This window comes from Sporosarcina sp. NCCP-2331 (assembly GCF_023707945.1).
GTDB lineage: Bacteria > Bacillota > Bacilli > Bacillales_A > Planococcaceae > Sporosarcina > Sporosarcina cascadiensis.
This window is the reverse complement of sequence record NZ_BRCD01000008.1, coordinates 44,560-63,291: the sequence shown is the minus strand read 5'-3', so window position 1 is coordinate 63,291 and position 18,732 is coordinate 44,560. Positions and strand designations below refer to the sequence as shown.

Sequence of the window (18,732 nt, the reverse complement as noted above, 5' to 3'; positions counted from 1 at the left end):
GGAGGAAATGTCTGTGAAACCTGTATTGTTTATTTGCCGGGAAATGCCGGAAGAGATTGTGGCTCCGCTCCGTGATGTCTATGAAGTGGATATGTGGCCTTCTGCAAGTGAAGCGGTGCCGCGTGATGTACTGCTGGAAAAAGCGGCGTCTGCGCATGCATTATGGACGATGATTTCTGATCAGATCGACGAAGAGGTATTCAATGCTTCGCCTAACTTGAAAATCATCTCGAATATGGCGGTCGGCTACAATAATATCGACGTGAAAGCAGCGAATGAAAGAGGCGTGATCGTCACGAATACACCCGATGTGCTGACGGAAACGACGGCGGACCTGGCATTTGCCTTATTGATGGCGACAGCCCGGGACCTGATGGGTGCGGAACATGCATTGCGTGGCGGCAAGTGGACTTCATGGGAGCCGCTTGGTTTTACCGGGATGGATGTCTACGGCGCAACGCTCGGCATCATCGGCATGGGCCGGATTGGTGAAGCGGTGCTGCGGCGGGCAAAGGGCTTCGACATGAATGTCCTGTACCATAATCGCAGCAGAAAGTCGGAAATGGAAGATATGTACGGCTGCCGCTATGCCGAACTTCCTGACTTGCTGGCTCAATCTGATTTCGTGCTGGTACTCGTGCCTTTCAGTGAGGAAACGAGAGGATTGATCGGCAGGGAACAGCTCGGTCAAATGAAAGAAACAGGAATTCTGATCAACGTCGCACGCGGAGGCATTGTGGACGAAGAGGCGCTGTTCGAAGCACTGCAGACGAAACGGATTCATGCAGCAGGCCTGGATGTCTTCGAGACAGAGCCTGTTCCGCTCGACAATCCATTGCTGACGCTGCCGAATGTGACGGTATTGCCGCATATCGGCAGTGCGAGCCTGCCGACACGTTTGGCGATGATGAAGCTGAATCAGCAGGCGCTGCTTGCATCGGCGAATGGCGAAGAACCGAATCATCGAGTGTGGTAACTAGAGAAAGCAGGGCTGTCCGGGACGTCACCGCGGACAGCCCCTTTTTTATTTGCGGCCGGTCCCGGTCACGCGCGATTGGTGCGGCTGCAGCGCTGAAAGGTTCGCCTGCAGGCTAGTTTGGTGCGGTGCGCCGCCGTTTTGGTTCGTTTGCCGCAGGCTTTGGTGCGGCCGGACACCGGATTGGCGCGCATCAAAACTTTTCATTGGAATCAGCACGCAAAAAAGCTGCCCGGAGACATTTTACATGCCCCGGACAGCTTTTCAGCATTCTGTCTTATCGATAAACAGCCAGACTGCAGCCGACAACTCCACTGCCTGCAGCTGAAAATCCGTACCTTCAAATGACTGGCGGAACGAACGGACAACAGATTCCAGCAAATAGATCCGCGGCGCATCTGCCGACAGTTCGTCGAGCAGGAACTGACTGTATAATTTACTTGCACTCTCACCGTCAGGCAGTTGCCCGATGAATTCCCGCAGTTTCCCGATGAGCACTTCCTGGGTCATCGGGTAATGCTCCGCGCCTTTTAGAATCGTCTCGATCAGGCCTTGTGACAGGAAATGTTCATCCTTGTCGATGATGTCCGGGATGACGACTTTCATTCGCTGCATGACAAAGTCGATGAGATGTTTTGTATCAAGCTGTTCAGGCGTGGAACTCTTCCAGACGTTCAATGAATGCTGAATGAAGGCGAAAATCAGCGACGCACAATCATACGCATACGGCTTCACCTGATTCCCATAAATATCAGCGAGCCGTTTCGCAATCCAGGCAAGTTCCCGGTAGTGCATTTGTTTGACAAATTGCCGCAGTTCATCGTCTGGCGAATGAACGACAGTTTCAAATAAAGGCAATAGGTTTTGCTCCCGGTTCATTGTCAGCCGGATATGGATCTGATCCGAAAGAAGCTGCGGATCGGATAAGTCTTGGCCGATCGCGAGTTCATTCCTGCGCAGGAACGATAAATGGTAGGCATCGCGTAAAATCGCCATCAGGCATTCATTTTTCGAAGAGAAGTAGTTATAGAATGTTCCTTTTGATATATGGGCTTCATCCAAAATATCTTGAATGGACGTCGCCTGAAAACCGTTCTTGATGAACAGTTGCTTAGCAGTATGCAACACATGCTTTTTTCGATCGTTCATTAATTCCCACCTGTATCTGTAACTTATTTTGTACTGTCGGTACACTGCTAATAGTAAACAATTAACCTTGTAATATCAACGTTTTTAATTTTTATAAGTTTATTGGTTGAATTAATTAGACTAACGGTATAAAATAAATCTCTGTTACTATTTATCGGGAAATACAGGAGGATGAAATGGAAGAGACATTAGATATTAAGAAATTACATGCAAACCCTCCATACGGGGTTATTGCGATTTTGTTCATTGGGGCATTTGTCGCCATCTTGAACAACACATTGCTCAATATTGCACTGCCCGTCATTATGAATGAATTTTCGATTCGTCCGTCAGATGTTCAATGGCTGACGACAGGTTTTATGCTTGTGAACGGGATCTTAATTCCGGCAAGTGCATTTTTCATTACGAAGTTTACGAATAAAAAGATATTCCTGACAGCGATGGTACTGTTTTCATTAGGTACATTCTTAGCGATTGTCGCACCGACATTCAGTCTGCTCATCGTTGCACGTATGATTCAGGCTTCAGGTTCTGCATTGATGATGCCGCTCTTGATGAATGTCATGCTGACTGCGTTTCCGATTGAGAAACGCGGTGCAGCACTTGGTATGTTCGGCCTGGTCATGTTTACCGCGCCGGCGATCGGCCCTACATTATCCGGCTGGGTAGTGGAGCACTATTCGTGGCGGATGCTGTTTATCATCGTCTTGCCGATTGCGCTGATCACGATCGTGTTTGCACTGTTTAAAATGAAGAACATTACGCCGAACCGCGATGTGAAACTGGATATAACTTCTTTAATTCTATCCAGTATCGGTTTCGGAAGTCTGCTTTACGGTTTCAGTTCCGCCGGTGACAAAGGCTGGGGCACACTTGAAGTGTACGGAACTATTGCAGTCGGTACAGTATCACTCATTATCTTTGTGTTAAAACAGCTGCGTATGAAAGAGCCGCTGCTGGATGTCAGGATTTACAAGCATCCGATGTTCGCATTGGCTTCTATTATTTCTGTCGTGCTGTCTGTCGCCATGTTCTCGGGGATGATTCTGACACCGCTGTACGTACAGAACGTCCGCGGAATATCACCATTCCATGCAGGACTGCTCATGCTGCCGGGCGCAATCGCGATGGGTGTCATGTCGCCGATTACCGGTAAATTATTCGATAAATACGGTCCGCGTGCGCTTGCTTATACCGGACTGACAATTGCCGCGGTCACGACTTATTTCCTCAGCCGTCTGGAGCTTGATTCGGGTTATTATTATTTGATGATGCTCTATACGATCCGGATGTTCGGTCTTTCCATGGTGACGATGCCGATCATGACGAACGGTATGAATTCACTGCCGATGAAATCCAATCCGCATGGTACTGCGATGAACAATACATTGCAGCAAGTGTCCGGCGCGATCGGCTCCGCGATATTGCTGACCATCATGACCAACCGGCTGGATAAATCAGCAGCTGACCAAGCGAAGGATTTGATGGCTTCGGGTGTAGATATTTCATCAATGAAAGAGGAGATTGGCCGGATGGCGATGCTCGACGGCATCAACCACGCCTTCTTTATCTCTACGCTCATTACGGTAGGAGCTCTGGTACTGGCACTGTTCATTAAACGTGTCGTTCCGCCGAAATTTGAACCTTCCGAAGAAGTCAGCGAGAAATTCAAGTCCTGAATATGAGGTTCCGTGTAATGCGGAGCCTCTTTTTTTTATGTTATGATAAAAAGAAAAAGGTTGTGTTCGATGTGATGGGAAATAAAGAGAACTGTCCATGCGGCAGCGGGGAAATCGTGCAGAATTGCTGCGGCAGGACAAACGAACCGGGCACGAATCAAATTCAGCTGGAATTGCGGAATGTCCTTAACCAGTATTATGAAACAGCTTTACCGCCTGGAGAGGTTCAAGAATTGCAGGGAATTTTAGCGGAGTGGAATCAGCGGCTTGGCGAGTGGATGGAAGAAGAGGAATTAATGTCGAATGTCAGCGATTATTATTTCTTCGTTGTCCGCAGAGATCTTTGGCGCCGCCACTTGGTCAAAGCACTGAACCGTACGCAGAATAAAGCAGTTCGAAATATACTGAAGAGCTGGCAGAATTCATTCGTCACATTTGCTGAAGTGACTTCATCCGACGAGCAGGTCTATCATATGAAAGAAATCCTCGGTGAAGGGGAATATAGGTTGGCGAGGGAAGCCGGCGAGCCGGAAGATGTCCGTGTAGTTCTCGCGATTGTGCTGGAGGAATGGCGCAATGACGAGCGCTGGGTTATGCCGATTTCAGCGGTTGCCGTCAATAAACATATGAGCGATGAATTGGTGAAACAAGTCCGCAGTCTAGCAGAAAGCAGCGAGGAACAAAATAGTTTTGAATTCTTCAAAGACTATCTGCTCGATATTTACGAGTTTGTCTGCAAGCTCGATGCACAGACACTGTCGGAAGTCGTGGAGCAGAACTTCACACCTCTTCAGCAGGAAGTGGTCGAGATTTTGGATGCGCAGCTCGAAGATGTCGAATTGCTGCCGGGTGCTTATGAAATGCTGCTTTCCTTGATGGCCTATTACTTCGTGGAAAAACAGCCGAAATTCCGCAAGCCTGAAGTGCTCGCGGCTGCTGCGTTCCAGCTGGCTTCTGATGTCAGCATGATGCAGGAAACCTATACTCAGGGCGAAGTTTCTAAACTATTCGGAGTTTCCGTTTCTTCCTTCAAAAAACATACCGATGCGCTGTATGGCAAAATCGGCGAGTTGGAAGAAATGATGGCGCAGGGCAATGGCTCAGGTGCTCCCTACTATATTGGAACGGATCCGCGTGCCGACGAGCAGACAAGCTGGCAGATCCATATGCTTTCTGCAAACCAGAATTTCGAAACGATGGAGGAAGCGCAAGCCTATATCCAGCAGGCGATGCAGAAGCCGTTCGAGCCAGAAAATCGCCAGCAGGAATCCCAGATGCTTTGCTATATGGCCTATCACGCCGAGACGCCGGAACAGCGCACAGACTTCGCCGAGATGGCGTACGGCGCAGATCCGACGAACGTCGACGCATTATTGCTTCGTGCGGAGATGACCGATTCTGAAGAAGAACAGGACAAGCTGCTGAAACAGGCTATATTCTCCGGCGAGAAACAGTTTGACGATCGTGCAGAAGACACATGGGCATTCGTTACGAACCGTCCGTATTTGCGCGCTTTACTGACTTATGGTGTTTGGCTGTATGGTCGGGAACGCTACGGCGAATCAAGTGAAATCCTCCTCATTGCGCTGACCAGCGATCTGCACGATCACCAAGGTGTGCGCTATCTGGCCATTTCATCGCTGATTTATCAGAATGAAATCAAGCAGGCCGAGCAAGTGCTGGCTGCGTGTGCGGAGATTTCAGAACATGACGCCGCCTATCTGTATTTATCGTGGCTGATCGAGATGGAGAAATCTCAGGGGGCGAGTGAAATGAGTGCGGAACTGTTTGTCAAAGCGGAGCAGGCGAATCCTTATGTCGGCGCGCTGATTCATACGTCTGCAGAGAAGATGCCGTATCCGCGAGCAGCTGAAGTGAAGCCGGGCACTCCGGATGAAGCACAGTATATTTGGTTTTTGATGTAAGTTACAATAGCTGCTGCAGCTTGTCATGTTATGGACGGGCTGCGGTGGTTTTTTTGTTTTAGTACGCTGTTATTCATGGGCTGCAGTGTGTTGTTTAGGATGAAGAGTTGTTTTTTCATGAGCAGTCATTGAGACTGCGTTACTTATATGTAAGTAAAACAATAAACAAGAGACCTCTATAACGTAAGTTCAACATCGTTGCGAACAAGTGCGTCAAAAGTTCGGAATACATAGCTCTTTACAGGAATAGCATAGTATATTGTCGAACAGTTCTTATATAGGGCAACAGTGAAAACGATACAGATCAGGAAGGGAGACAGGCAAATGAAACTGACAAACTATATCGACGGTGCGTGGCAAAAAGAGAGTGTGGACTATACGGCGGTTTTGAATCCGGCAAACGGTGAAGAACTGGCGCAAGTTCCGCTTTCTACGGCAGAAGACGTGGAGAAAGCCGCAGCGGCAGCCAAGAAAGCGCAGAAGAAGTGGGCACTGGTGCCTGCGCCGAAGCGGGCGGACTATCTGTATGAAATCGGGCGCATCATGAAAGACCGCAAAGAGCATCTCGCGCAAGTGCTGACGAAAGAGATGGGCAAAGTAGTGGAAGAAGCGCGCGGCGAAGTGCAAGAAGGCATCGACATGGCCTATTATATGGCAGGCGAGGGGCGCAGGCTGTTTGGCGAAACGGTGCCTTCCGAACTGCAGGATAAATTCGCAATGAGCGTCCGGGCGCCGATCGGGGTCGTCGGGCTGATCACACCGTGGAATTTCCCGATTGCGATTGCCACGTGGAAGTCATTTCCCGCCATCGTTGCGGGCAATACATTCATTTGGAAACCGGCTACAGAAACGCCCTTGATGGCATATGAAATGTCGCTCATTTTCGAAGAAGCCGGCCTGCCGCACGGTGTCGCGAATATTGTGTATGGCGCGGGATCTGACGTCGGTACGGCAATGATTGAACATCCCGATGTCCGGGTGATTTCATTCACCGGCTCGACGGAAACCGGCAGGCATGTCGCAGAACTCGGCGGCCGTCACTTAAAGAAAGTATCGCTTGAAATGGGCGGCAAGAACGCGGTCATCGTGATGGACGATGCCGACTTGGAACTGGCGGTTGATGGCATTTTATGGAGTGCATTCGGAACGGCAGGACAGCGCTGTACCGCATGCAGCCGCGTCATTGTGCATAAAGATGTCAAAGATGAACTGCAAAAACGGCTCGTCGAAAGCATGAAAGAGCTGAAACTGGGTGACGGGCTCGATGAATCGGTAAAAGTCGGTCCGGTCATCAACGATAAAGCACTCGAGAAAATCAGCAGCTATATTGAAATCGGCAAGGGCGAAGGCGCGAAGCTGGTTGCTGGCGGCAATATGCTGAATGAAGGTGAATTCGCCAAAGGCCATTATTTTGAACCGACTTTATTCGCAGATGTGGCTTGGGACAGCCGGCTGGCGCAGGAGGAAATTTTCGGCCCGGTCGTCTCGCTGATCACGGTTAGCAGTCTTGAAGAAGCGATCGAGGTCAACAACAGCGTCGCATACGGCCTGTCAAGCTCGATTTTCTCGCAGGATGTCAATAAAGTATTCCAAGCGCAGCGGGACCTCGATACGGGAATCGTCTACATCAACGCGGGTACGACAGGCGCGGAAATTCATCTGCCGTTCGGCGGCACGAAGGGGACCGGCAATGGTCATCGCGATTCAGGCGTAGCGGCGCTCGATGTCTTTACGGAGTGGAAGAGCGTCTATATCGACTTTAGCGGCAGGCTGCAGCGTGCGCAGATCGATACGGACTAATAAACAGGAAGGGATGAGCAGATGAGAGTCGTAGTATTGGGTGCAGGACTGATGGGCAGGGAAGTCGTGCGGGACCTCGTGAAACAGGATGAGGTCAAGAAAGTCTATCTTGCGGACCGGGCGATTCGGCAGGCAGAGGATTTTGCGGAAGAGCTGATGTCGGATAAACTGGATATTTTATTGCTTGATGCGAACAATGATGTGCAGCTGAGTGACGTCATCGCGCTTGGGCACATCGTCGTCAATGCATTGTTTTATACATTTAATGAGCGGGTCGCGCAATGTGCGGTGGAGCGCGGCGTGCACGTCGTCGATCTCGGCGGCCACATCGGCGGGGCGACGGAGAAAGTTCTTGCGCTGCATGAACAGGCTGCCGCGAAAGGCGTGACGCTCATTCCCGATCTCGGCGTCGCGCCCGGCATGATCAACATTCTCGCGGGTTACGGTGTCTCAAAACTCGATGAGACCAATGAAATCCGGCTGTATGTCGGCGGGGTGCCTGTCAAACCGGAGCCGCCGCTCGATTATAATGTCGTGTTTTCATTGGAAGGACTATTTGATCACTATACCGATCCGTCGCGTGTCATCCGGGATAGAAAGGTGCTGGAACTGCCTTCGTTGACGGAAGTGGAGCCGTTGGAATTCGAAAGGTATGGAACGATGGAAGCATTCCACACGTCAGGCGGTACTTCGACGATGCTGGAATCGTTTTCGAATGTGACGACGCTCGAATATAAAACCATTCGCTATCCTGGGCACGCAGAAAAAGCCCGGCTGCTCGCGGAACTCGGACTGCTGAACCGGGAATCATCCATTTACGTCGACGGCAAACCGCTGCGTGTGCGCGATGTCATGATGGCGCATTTGACTCCTCGGCTGCGGCTTGGTGACAGGTCGGACGCGGTGCTGCTGCGCGTGATTGTCAGTGGGGAGAAAGATGGCAGTCCGAAGACCGTCACCTTCAATCTGATTACCGAAAAAGACCAGACGACGAATGAAACTGCAATGGCGCGGGCAACGGCAAATACGATTTCCGTCGTGGCACAGATGATCGGCAACGGCGTCATCACGAAACGGGGAGCCTGGCCGCCCGAACAGATTGTGCCGGGTGAGCTGTATATTGAAGAAATGAAAAAACGCGGCGTGGTGATTGAAGAACGATAGATTCATTGTAAAGGAGGACATTCAGATGGACTTTACATTTACAGATGAACAGAAGATGCTGCGGCAGACCGCCCGGCAGTTCACGGACGCGGAAATCATGCCGCATATTGCGAAGTGGGATGCGGAAGGCGGGTTTGATCCGGCGATTTGGAAGAAGCTAGCGGACCTCGGTTTCCTTGGCGTCTGTATTCCCGAGAAGTACGGCGGGAGCGGAATGGACTATAATTCATTGGCAATTCTTTGCGAAGAACTCGAACGTGGCGATACGGCATTCCGGACGGCAGTTTCTGTGCACACCGGCCTGAACTGCATGACGCTGCTGCAGTGGGGGACCGAGGCGCAGAAACATAAATACTTGGTTCCGCAGGCGAAAGGCGAGAAAATCGGCGCGTTCGGACTGACGGAGCCGGGTGCAGGGTCGGACGTGGTGGCGCTGCAGACGACAGCGAAGCGGGACGGCGACGACTATGTGCTGAACGGCCAGAAAACGTGGATTTCATTATGCGACACGGCGGACCATTTTCTTGTGTTCGCCTATACCGACAAGTCGAAAATGCATCACGGCATCAGCGCATTCATCGTAGAGCGGACGATGCCGGGATTTTCGTCGAAAGCCATCAAAGGGAAGTACGGCATCCGCGCGGGCAATACGGGAGAGCTGTTTTTCGAAGATGTCCGCGTGCCTGCCGCGAATTTGCTTGGTGAAGAAGGGGAAGGATTCAAGATTGCGATGGCGGCGCTCGATAATGGGCGGTTCACGGTGGCGGCGGGGGCGGTCGGTTTGATTCGGGCCTGTCTTGAAGCGAGCGTTGATTATGCAAAGGTGCGTGAAACATTCGGTGTGAAAATCGGCGGACACCAGCTTGTCCAGCAGATGATCGCGAAGATGGAGGCGGGTTATCAGATGAGCCGGCTCCTCGTCTACCGCGCCGGCGAGCTGAAAAATCGCGGCGTCCGGAATACGCGTGAAACGTCACTCGCCAAATGGCAGGCCTGCGATTTCGCCAATCAAGCCGCCGACGATGCCGTGCAGATTCACGGAGCCTACGGATATTCCGACGAATATCCAGTCGCCCGCTATTTGCGAAACTCGAAAGCGCCTGTCATCTATGAAGGGACGCGGGAAATCCATACGATCATGCAGGCGGACTATGTTCTCGGCGAACGCGCGGATAAACCGCTGAACCGCATGCTGCCGGCGTGGCGGCCGTGAGTGAATGAGCGCTTGGCAAGGCTCAATGAGCGCTCGGCGCGGAGATATGATCACGTAACAAGGTCCAATGAGCGCTTGCAGCAGTTCAATGATCATCCAATAAAAAAAACCAGCAAAGCCACGCGGGCCATGCTGGTTTTATTCGAATTTGGAACATCAGGAACCGACAAAGTTCCCGCCGTCGACGTGAATCGTCTGCCCCGTCATATAGCTCGAATCCTGCGACGCTAGAAACACATAGGCCGGCGCATTTTCGGCCGGCTGCCCTCGGCGTGCCATCGGGGTATCGGCACCATGTTCCGCCACTTTCTTCGCATCGAAAGTTGCCGGGATAAGCGGCGTCCAGATAGGCCCCGGCGCGACTGCATTCACACGGATGCCTTTATCCACCAGGCTCAATGCCAATGAACGCGTGAAGCTTGTGATCGCGCCCTTTGTTGCGGAATAATCGAGTAGGCCGGGCGAGCCGTTGTACGCCGTAATGGACGAAGTGTTGACGATGCAGTCGCCTTTCTTCATATGATTGACTGCAAGCTTCGACAGATAGAACAGGCCGAAGAAGTTCGTCTCAAACGTTTCCTTCAGCTGATCGGCGGTAATATCCTCAATGGAATTCTGCGGAAACTGCTTGCCGGCATTATTGACCAGCACATTCAGCTCGCCGAAATCCTCAACGAACTGCTTGATCAGCTGCTCACAATTCGATTCCTGACTGATGTCGACCTGATATTTTTTCGCCTTGCCGCCATACTGCTCAATCAATTCTACGGTTTTATCTGCGTCTTCATCTTCCTGATCAGCCAAATAAGCAATCGCCACGTCCGCGCCTTCCTTGGCGAACGCCACAGCGACTGCGCGTCCGATTCCGCTGTCACCGCCCGTGATGAGCGCTTTCTGGCCTTTCAGTTTATCCGCACCTTTAAAATCCGGGTTGTCATAAATCGGCATCGGGTGCATTTCCTCTTCCACACCCGGCTGCTCGGACTGCGTCTGGCCGGGAACCTGTTCATCAATTTTCTCGTAACGATCTTTTGCCATCGTACATCCTCCTCCATATGAGTTTCTATCCGTAGTATTCCCGCCGCGTACACAGACAAACATGCAAATAAAATCCGAAAACTCTGGAATTTTATTGGAATAGGGCAGGGTGTGTAGTAAAATGATGGAAAGCTCGGCGTACTGAACGGTTGAGTCGGAGCGAAAGGAGTTACTATGACAGAATATTTTAGAAAAAGAATCGGTTCTTATCTATTTATCATCATTGGATTACTCATCGGTTTCATAGTTTCCGGTCTTACGATGCAGCAACCGGACTATAAATCTGGAATATTGGCAGTGGCGATCGGATTGTTCATTGGGGAATCACTCATGTTTTTGACATGGATGAAAAAGAGAAGGCAGACTGACCATATAGAATAAAAGGGATTGAATATGTTTCCGGAGATAGAGACTGACAGCTTACGATTGAGACAAAAGAAAACAGCTAATACAGCGGCGTTTTTTATTACTCTTTTAAAGACACGACTACCCGTTACTATGGCCAAGATTCGTATCAGCATATAGAGAAGTGGGGATTTTTGGACGGCTTCTGGCCGAGAATCGATGAGGGGAAAGAACGGGGTGACTGGATGTTGAAATCATTAAAGCTTTCTTTTGTGCTGCTCCTCTTCATCCTGCTGTCCGGATGCAGCAATATAGCGAAATATGATAATGATGAGCCAGCAGCCATTGTAAAAGGGCAGGAGATCACGGTCGGGGATCTGCGGTTTTTATTTCCGGATAAAAAGGTGCTAGATTATTTGGATGGGGCCATAAAATTAGAACTAGTGAAACAGGAAGTGAAGAAACTGGATCTTGATATTTCAGCGCATCTGGATCCAGAAGATAACGGGTTTGCGGTACTGCCTCCGGCGGATACCGAAGATCCGAATGGCCGGCAGCTGCGTGAATATGCTGAATCGCAGGCCAAAAAGCTTCATATGGAACCGGAAGAGTTTCAACGGCAATACGCCAGGAGAATCAATGAACAAAATGCGTATATGATGACGTATTTGGAGGAGAAATTAGGACCGTATCATTATGAAGAGGGTGAGACGGTAGATTTCAATGAGGAAGCCAATCAGTTATTAGAGGATCTGGCTGAGGGGAATCAGGTTGAAATTGAGGTGTTGATTAAGTAGGCTGTTCATTAATTGGGCCAATTTGAAGCACTCAAAAGAAGATTTGAAGAGTGATAAAATGAGTAGGGATAACGAAACTCCTGAAGAAAGGCGTGAAAGATTAAGGCAGAAGGAATTGAAGAACCCGGCCAGCAGTATTCACGGAAGCGTACTTTCTGATTTAGTAGGTGGCTTAGGTTGGAAAGGCACTGGGCTGATGATTCTTGTATTAATAATTGGCTTTATGATATTCGCAATCTTCTTTCGTTAACAGGCGCATTTATTGGAAGATAACTTCTCCTGAATGGTGCCAATTTCAGCATACAACTTTGAAAAACGTCATGAAGTGAATGAACTATCCTATGATATATGAACACTGATACAATAGAGATGAAAACAAACGAGGGAGGGGTGTTATTTATGAATGAAAATTCACGTGAAGAACGCCGAAAGTAAGTGGAATTTGCAGTTGGAATACCCTCAATTGACGGTGGAATGCCAAGTGCATTTAAAAAAATCAAGTATCATCAAGCCAATTAAAGCAATCGATTGTTGAAAAGTATGTTCTACAATATTGAACAACAACCATTAACATAAATTTGGAGGCGTTACTAATATGAAGCAATCGGGGACGCTATACTTCTTCTGCGGGAAAATGGGCGCAGGAAAATCAACTATTCAAAACAAATAGCAATAGATAAAGATGGAGTCCTATTATCTGAAGATGAATGGCTTTCATCTCTTTATCCTAATCAAATCGAATCATTTGATGACTATCTGAAATTTTCAGCGCAGATTAAGCCGCTGGTGAGAAAGCATGTACAAAATATATTAAGCGTAGGTACAGACGTAGTGATGGATTTTCCAGCTAACACTCAAAAGCAGCGGAAGTGGTTTTTGGATATGGTGTCAGATATCAATGCAAGCCATCAACTAATTTTCCTTAATCTAACTAACGAGCAATGCTTGCGTCAAATTGCACAAAGGCGTAACGAACAACCCGAAAGAGCAGATTTTGATACGGAAGCAGTGTTTACACATGTCACAAACTTTTTTGAAGTACCAGAAGCATCCGAGGGTTTAAATATTTTAGAGTTTAGTGGAAAAGAATAACAAGGAGTTCACCACAATACTGTGTTGTATATCAACAGAAAAGCGCATATAGGCAATAACTTTAGAAATAGAAACCTAGGGAGATGGAGGGAGCGAAAACAAACTGAACAAACTGCCGCTATACGCACGAGTCAATAAACAGAAATTTTTAATGAACGTGCTATATTATTAAAGAGCGCTGTGAACAGAATAATGGATCGCAATAATTTATACAGATTAGTGGATGAATTGTCCGAAGAAAAACTGCCTGGTCTCCATAATCTCTTCCGTCATTTATTTGATGAAAAGGAATTGGAGTTAAATTAGTGAGCCGCGGCGACAATTATAAATACTAAACGAACGCCTTCTTTCATCTAAAGAAGGCGTTCGTTTAGTAAAGAAGCTTATATGACAGATAAGGAGGTAGGCCATGGGAATTCATTTTGAAAAATTAAAAGAGCCGACGGAAGCAGTAGTAGAACTATTTAACCGTTGGCGGCAAGACCCCGACTTTGTTTCGAAAACCGAGCCGAATAGGGAACCTAAGAAGCCGGAGAAGACTGAAGAGATTACGTTGCAAGGTTTGGTGGAGAAGTTGGAATATCAAGAAATCTTTCTGATCTGTGAGGGTGACCGGATTATAGGCGATGTCAATTATATGGTGGACCCAGATCATTTGTTCAAAAAAGAAGAGGGAACGGCGTGGATCGGAATCTCAATCGGAGAAGCTGCCGGGCGCGGAAGAGGAATTGGTTCTCAGGCAATGCAGTTTATCGAGGAGCAGATTCAGATGAATGGCTTGAAACGTATTGAATTAGGCGTGTTCGAATTTAACACGGCAGCCTGGAATCTGTACCGGCGGCTCGGTTATAAGGAAATTGGCCGGATCAAAGAATTTACATATGCGAACGGAAAAATGTGGGCGGATATCCGGATGGAAAAATATTTGTGAATGCGAGACTTCTACATAAATTATACCCCGGCAAGCAAATGAAAATCCATTTGCCGGGGCTTTTTCGATGAAACCGCACGTGTTACAATAAGGCAGTCAACTATTCTATAACAGCTAAGGAGTGCGATCTTCATGAATTTCGAACCTTCCAAAAAAATGTCCATCTTTCCGCCAGCCATCTTTGGTGAACTGAAAGCCGCCGCGGCGGACAAACAGGCGACCGGCGCGCAAGTTATCGATCTGAGTCTCGGCAGTCCCGATCTCCCGCCGGATGAACGCGTGCGCCAGGCATTGTCCGAGCAAAGTGCGAAAGCCTCGTCCTACGGCTATACACTGGGCGGAACGAAGCGGTTCCATGAAGCAGTCGCAAATTATTATCAGCGCCGGACCGGTGTCGACATAGATCCGAACACGGAAATTCTGCAGACAATGGGCTCGCAGGAAGGCCTCGTTCATTTGCCGCTTGCGTTCTGTGATGAAGGAGATTATGTCTTAACAACTAACCCGGCGTATGTCGCATATGAAGCAGGCATCAAACTGGCGGGCGCCGAGCCGTATTACATGCCGCTGCTCGCGGAAAACGGTTTTCTTCCCAATCTGAATAAAGTCCCGGAAAATGTAGCGAAACGGGCAAAATTAATGATCCTGAACCTGCCGGGCAACCCGGTCCCTGCAATGCCGAATGAAGCCTTCTTCGAGGAAGTCGTCGCATTCGCAAAGAAACACGAAATCATCGTCCTGCATGACGCGGCCTACTCGGAATACTATTTCACAGGCGACCGCCCGGCAAGTTTCCTGACCACGCCCGGCGCAAAAGAAGTCGGTATGGAAATTAATTCGCTGTCGAAAAGCTTCAGTCTCGCGGGTGCGCGGATTGCATATTTTGTTGGCAACGCAGAAATGATCAAAGTGCTCCATGAACTGAAATCCAATCTCGACTACGGCACATTTGGCCCGATCCAGGAAGCTGCGGCTGTCGCGCTGGATCACGGCGAGGAAATCACAGATCGTCTGCGAGCGGAATTCTCCAAGCGCCATCATACGTTAATGAATGGGCTCGCAAAACTCGGCTGGGAAACAACACCGTCTGAAGGCGGCATGTTTGTCTGGGCGAAGTATCCGTTCGCGATGGACGACAAAGAATTTGTCTTTGAAGCGATCAGACAAACCGGCGTCGTCATGGTTCCGGGCAGCATCTTCGGCACAGCAGGAGAAGGCTATGTGCGGATCGCGCTGGTGCAGAAAGTCGAATTGATCGAACAAGCGCTGGAATTGCTGTCGGAGCTGTCGGTGGTGCAAACCTCCATTTGATCGGTGCCGAACTTTGCTCCTGAAACCCTGCTCCTGTTAGGTGCCTGTGTGCGAAACTTTCGTGATTATTTAAACAAACATGAAAGTTTAAATATTCGTGTTTGTTTCGCACACAGGCACTTTCTCACACTCTCTCATAAACCTTCAGGCAGCAGATAGGCGAGAATTATATACGCTATCAAGCTGGGAAAAAAGACAAGGAACATGATCCTTACAACGAGGGAAGAAAGGCCGAAATACTCGGCAATCCCGCCGCAAACGCCGGCCACTACTCTGTCGGTTGACGACTTGCTCAATCTTTTCTGCATATCGATAGCTTCCTTTTACTTGTAATCAGCAGAAATCCATGCAACTTTTAATAATAAAACAATCAATAATTATCAATCACCCCGCCCAATGAAACAGCTGTCACAAAGGGCTTGTCGATCAGGTCCGCAATTTCCTCCTTCGTGCCGTAAACGACTACGCCAAGTATTTCTGCCTCTTCAATTTTTCTATCTTTCATCCGGTCGTAAGCATCCGTATGTTCCTGGAATCCGCTCGCTTTCAATAGTTTTAAGAACTCTTCGTAGTCATACGCTAAATCGTTTGCAGAGAAATATCGGTCATTGATGGAAAAGCCCAATGCATTACTTTCTCGAATGAAAGTAGAAGACCAATCGTTTTCCTTGGCTTCTTGCTGGAATTCATTGATTTGAGTGTCACTGTAGGTGTTTAGCCAAAACCATGTCAATTCCGGCAGCTCCATGAAAGGCAGCTCGCTCGGCTGATACGGCTGGTCGAAAGAAAGAGCCACCTCGAAGATCTTATCGCCGGGCATATTCGAAATTAATTCGTCGTCATGTTTATATTCCTTATACGTGACACTTGGATGGAAAAACAGCAGCTCTCGCCAGCCATTTTCTTTATAGGCAAACTGCCAGTCCTCTCCTGTCGTCCCGATACTACCGCCTCTGCCCCTCGAAATCAGAACAGAAGGGATGAGTCCGAATTGATATTGTTTCTGTTCAATGACAACTGGTTTGATTTTCATATCTTTTGACACTTTATACGTGCCCATCCCGCCTAAAATTCCTGTTGAATCAACAGTTTCGCTAATATAGCCATTCGGTGTACTCAGTCGGACATAGGCATCCCATTGCTTAAACGCTTTTTGGCTGAAATAGGCGGAAACAGCGAAATTGGCTATAATCAGCCCAATAAACACGAGAACAGACACGACAATAATGGTAAGTATAGACTTCCGTTTTCCTTTTCTCACTGCCTTTTTTATTTTCTTCTCATCAAACAATTCATCCAGCTCATCATTCATGCAAATCCCTCCACTTCTTCTGAAATTCTCTCCTGGCCCGGAATAAATACGTCTTGACCGTAGCTTCTTTCATCCCCAGCAGCAAAGAAATGTCTCGATAACTCAATTCTGCTTCATATTTCAAAAGCAGCAGCTGTTTAAAGACTTCCTGGATCTGATCCAGAGTCCTTGCGATCTCATATCTCATTTCGCCGTGCAATATAATCGTTTCGGTGTCATCTTCATTCGCAAAATTGTTCCAGAAAAGATGCTCATCCATAAACACCACTTGCTCTCGTCCTTTTTTCCTCAGCAATTTTTTAAATTCATTCATAGCAATCGTGAAAATATAGGCCAGAGCTTTCTCCGAAGGAACTCCGCTGCTATACGCAATATATTTGGAATAACTCTCCTGCACGATATCCTCCGCATCTTCATGATTGCAGCCGTTCTTCCTCAAATAAAAATAAATCATTCTTGCCTGTTTCTCATAAATTTTCAACAGCAGCTTCGAGTCCATAGCTCCTCCTCTCTCACGACCTTCACTATTAAAGAGTCCCACGCCGTTTAAAAGTTTACAAGAGAAGCATAATTTTTTTTTGCCGGTGCCCACTAGCCTTGCATGACAGTATAACTTATCCTTCCAACCCTTTTTATGGATTGCATTCACAATAATTATACAAAAAAGTACTCCTTCAGTAGAATAGATACTGATAACCAAATCAGTTCCCTACACTACAAATGAAGGAGTACTTCTATGAAAAGTGTAGACCAAAACATCGTCGCTCGTCAATGCTTGTCCAATTTGCCACCAAGTAAGCTAGCGTGTCCATTAGTCAATTATGACTATGACAAGCTAACCGATTATTCTTTAGTCAAATCCTTAATCTTGCCAATGTTTTACACTGGGAAAGTTGGGAGATGATCGAGAAAGGGATTCGATCCAAAGCGTTCTTTCAAAGAGAGTTGGAAGTGGAGTCCATTAGCGGTTCACAGTTAAGTCGACGGCTTGCCGTGTTAGACACCCAAACATTGGCCGATCTACTTGGGGCGTCGGCAAAGAAGTATTGGATGTTCCGTGGGAATGGATCAAGCAAAAGACAGAATAGAGGCATCCTTAAACTGATTGACTCCTCCTATATCAAGCTGCCCCAAAACGCATCCGACTGGGCGGCGGTAAGCAAGGATTCCAGCGGCGTGAAGATTCATACGAGGCTAGCTGTTGCATCAGCCGATGAAGTCTTCCCGGAGAAGATGATTCCCTCCACTCCCAATGTCGCAGACATTGAGGCAGCCAATTACCTTTATAGACGCCACAGACGCCATCTATATTATGGATAGAGGGTATGGACACAAAACAAAAATGGGCGGTTGGCTAGCGCAAGACATCGATTTTCTGGTCAGAGTTCGAAAAAGTTTTAGATACAAGTTCTTGGATTATGAAGCACCAACTGAAGGGAATGTCCAACAATTTGACATGGTTTCCATACAAACCCGACCAGAAAAACTCCGGCTAATCAGGTTTACTTATCACGAGGGAACGACCTTTATACTGCTTACAAATCGATTGGATTTGACCGAAAATGAGATAATGGAACTGTATAAGAACCGCTGGTACATCGAGCTTTTCTTTATGTGGCTGAAACAGCATGTGAAACTTGATCATATGCGTAGTCATTCACCGAAAGGGATTTGGGATCAACTTCTAATTGCTCTTATTACCGTGGGGTTGACCGAAATCATGCGCGTCGAAAAAGAATTAACATCACAGACGGCATGGGAATTCCACCGCCTCATCCAGCTCTATTTATTGGATCCATGGGAGAGAGTGGTAGAGGAGTTAAATCGGGAAAAAAAGCCTAGCAAAGGAAGACAGAAATCCCGAGACAGTCCAAAGAAGGAACTGGATTATGGTAAGAACTTCGCGATAGTGGATCCAATTTCGAAAGAACGTTTCTTGTAAAGGTCTCTAGAAATGGAAAAGAAGGGAATCTGGTTAACGTACTACCAGACCCCTTTTT

18 protein-coding genes and 1 pseudogene are annotated in these 18,732 nt (G+C 48.1%); 14 read left to right on the top strand and 5 right to left on the bottom strand.

Going from position 1 to position 18,732, the window contains the following annotated elements:
• Positions 1–13 precede the first annotated feature (13 nt).
• Positions 14–976 (top strand): 2-hydroxyacid dehydrogenase, encoded by a 963-nt coding sequence (locus tag NCCP2331_RS06400; RefSeq protein ID WP_153720726.1) that lies wholly within the window; start codon positions 14–16, stop codon positions 974–976.
• Between the two features lie 264 nt (positions 977–1,240).
• Here NCCP2331_RS06400 and NCCP2331_RS06395 read toward each other — a convergent pair whose 3' ends face one another.
• The gene (locus NCCP2331_RS06395; protein ID WP_153720727.1) at positions 1,241–2,125 is read right to left on the bottom strand and encodes a TetR/AcrR family transcriptional regulator; all 885 of its coding nucleotides are present in this window, start codon (positions 2,123–2,125) and stop codon (positions 1,241–1,243) included.
• A gap of 176 nt (positions 2,126–2,301) precedes the next feature.
• On the opposite strand from NCCP2331_RS06395, the gene NCCP2331_RS06390 reads away from it, so the two are divergent.
• The 5 genes from NCCP2331_RS06390 to NCCP2331_RS06370 all read left to right on the top strand — a co-directional run bounded on the left by NCCP2331_RS06390 (position 2,302) and on the right by NCCP2331_RS06370 (position 9,906).
• Positions 2,302–3,804, top strand: a complete 1,503-nt coding sequence (locus tag NCCP2331_RS06390) for a DHA2 family efflux MFS transporter permease subunit (protein ID WP_251669395.1) — start codon at positions 2,302–2,304, stop codon at positions 3,802–3,804.
• 71 nt (positions 3,805–3,875) lie between these two features.
• Complete coding sequence (locus NCCP2331_RS06385; RefSeq protein WP_251669394.1) at positions 3,876–5,729, top strand: hypothetical protein; 1,854 nt, start codon at positions 3,876–3,878, stop codon at positions 5,727–5,729.
• A gap of 324 nt (positions 5,730–6,053) precedes the next feature.
• Positions 6,054–7,529, top strand: coding sequence for an aldehyde dehydrogenase family protein (locus NCCP2331_RS06380; protein WP_251669392.1), 1,476 nt, complete (start codon positions 6,054–6,056; stop codon positions 7,527–7,529).
• 21 nt (positions 7,530–7,550) lie between these two features.
• Positions 7,551–8,693 carry a saccharopine dehydrogenase family protein gene (locus NCCP2331_RS06375; protein ID WP_251669390.1) on the top strand — a complete coding sequence of 381 codons (1,143 nt, stop codon included), beginning with the start codon at positions 7,551–7,553 and terminating at the stop codon, positions 8,691–8,693.
• Positions 8,694–8,718: 25 nt separating this feature from the next.
• Complete coding sequence (locus NCCP2331_RS06370) at positions 8,719–9,906, top strand: acyl-CoA dehydrogenase family protein (RefSeq protein ID WP_251669388.1); 1,188 nt, start codon at positions 8,719–8,721, stop codon at positions 9,904–9,906.
• A 156-nt stretch (positions 9,907–10,062) separates the two neighbouring features.
• Here the strand turns inward: NCCP2331_RS06370 and NCCP2331_RS06365 are convergent, their stop codons facing one another.
• Positions 10,063–10,944, bottom strand: a complete 882-nt coding sequence (locus NCCP2331_RS06365; RefSeq protein WP_251669386.1) for an SDR family oxidoreductase — start codon at positions 10,942–10,944, stop codon at positions 10,063–10,065.
• A gap of 174 nt (positions 10,945–11,118) precedes the next feature.
• Between NCCP2331_RS06365 and NCCP2331_RS06360 the strand changes: the two genes are divergently transcribed.
• The 6 genes and pseudogenes from NCCP2331_RS06360 to NCCP2331_RS06335 all read left to right on the top strand — a co-directional run bounded on the left by NCCP2331_RS06360 (position 11,119) and on the right by NCCP2331_RS06335 (position 15,420).
• Entirely contained in the window at positions 11,119–11,325 is a 207-nt protein-coding gene (locus NCCP2331_RS06360) for a hypothetical protein (protein ID WP_251669385.1), read from the top strand.
• A gap of 158 nt (positions 11,326–11,483) precedes the next feature.
• The gene (locus tag NCCP2331_RS06355; protein WP_251669383.1) at positions 11,484–12,086 is read left to right on the top strand and encodes a hypothetical protein; all 603 of its coding nucleotides are present in this window, start codon (positions 11,484–11,486) and stop codon (positions 12,084–12,086) included.
• Between the two features lie 58 nt (positions 12,087–12,144).
• The gene (locus NCCP2331_RS06350; protein WP_251669380.1) at positions 12,145–12,336 is read left to right on the top strand and encodes a DUF6366 family protein; all 192 of its coding nucleotides are present in this window, start codon (positions 12,145–12,147) and stop codon (positions 12,334–12,336) included.
• A gap of 345 nt (positions 12,337–12,681) precedes the next feature.
• Positions 12,682–13,178: pseudogene (locus tag NCCP2331_RS06345) on the top strand (P-loop nucleotide/nucleoside kinase family protein).
• A 409-nt stretch (positions 13,179–13,587) separates the two neighbouring features.
• Positions 13,588–14,109: a GNAT family N-acetyltransferase gene (locus tag NCCP2331_RS06340; RefSeq protein WP_251669378.1), complete on the top strand. Its 522-nt coding sequence runs from the start codon at positions 13,588–13,590 to the stop codon at positions 14,107–14,109.
• Positions 14,110–14,241: 132 nt separating this feature from the next.
• A complete protein-coding gene (locus NCCP2331_RS06335) occupies positions 14,242–15,420 on the top strand; it encodes an aminotransferase class I/II-fold pyridoxal phosphate-dependent enzyme (protein ID WP_251669376.1) in 1,179 nt (392 codons plus the stop codon).
• 134 nt (positions 15,421–15,554) lie between these two features.
• Here the strand turns inward: NCCP2331_RS06335 and NCCP2331_RS06330 are convergent, their stop codons facing one another.
• From NCCP2331_RS06330 to NCCP2331_RS06320, 3 genes are all read right to left on the bottom strand, one after another.
• Positions 15,555–15,728: a PspC domain-containing protein gene (locus tag NCCP2331_RS06330; RefSeq protein ID WP_251669374.1), complete on the bottom strand. Its 174-nt coding sequence runs from the start codon at positions 15,726–15,728 to the stop codon at positions 15,555–15,557.
• Positions 15,729–15,790: 62 nt separating this feature from the next.
• The gene (locus NCCP2331_RS06325; RefSeq protein WP_251669372.1) at positions 15,791–16,732 is read right to left on the bottom strand and encodes an anti sigma factor C-terminal domain-containing protein; all 942 of its coding nucleotides are present in this window, start codon (positions 16,730–16,732) and stop codon (positions 15,791–15,793) included.
• Positions 16,725–17,231 carry an RNA polymerase sigma factor gene (locus NCCP2331_RS06320; protein WP_251669370.1) on the bottom strand — a complete coding sequence of 169 codons (507 nt, stop codon included), beginning with the start codon at positions 17,229–17,231 and terminating at the stop codon, positions 16,725–16,727. The genes NCCP2331_RS06325 and NCCP2331_RS06320 overlap by 8 nt, the downstream gene beginning before the upstream one ends.
• A gap of 401 nt (positions 17,232–17,632) precedes the next feature.
• Between NCCP2331_RS06320 and NCCP2331_RS06315 the strand changes: the two genes are divergently transcribed.
• A complete protein-coding gene (locus tag NCCP2331_RS06315) occupies positions 17,633–18,052 on the top strand; it encodes a hypothetical protein (protein ID WP_251669368.1) in 420 nt (139 codons plus the stop codon).
• Positions 18,045–18,674: a transposase gene (locus NCCP2331_RS06310; RefSeq protein ID WP_251669366.1), complete on the top strand. Its 630-nt coding sequence runs from the start codon at positions 18,045–18,047 to the stop codon at positions 18,672–18,674. Before NCCP2331_RS06315 ends, NCCP2331_RS06310 begins: the two co-directional genes overlap by 8 nt.
• The last annotated feature ends 58 nt before the right edge of the window (positions 18,675–18,732 follow it).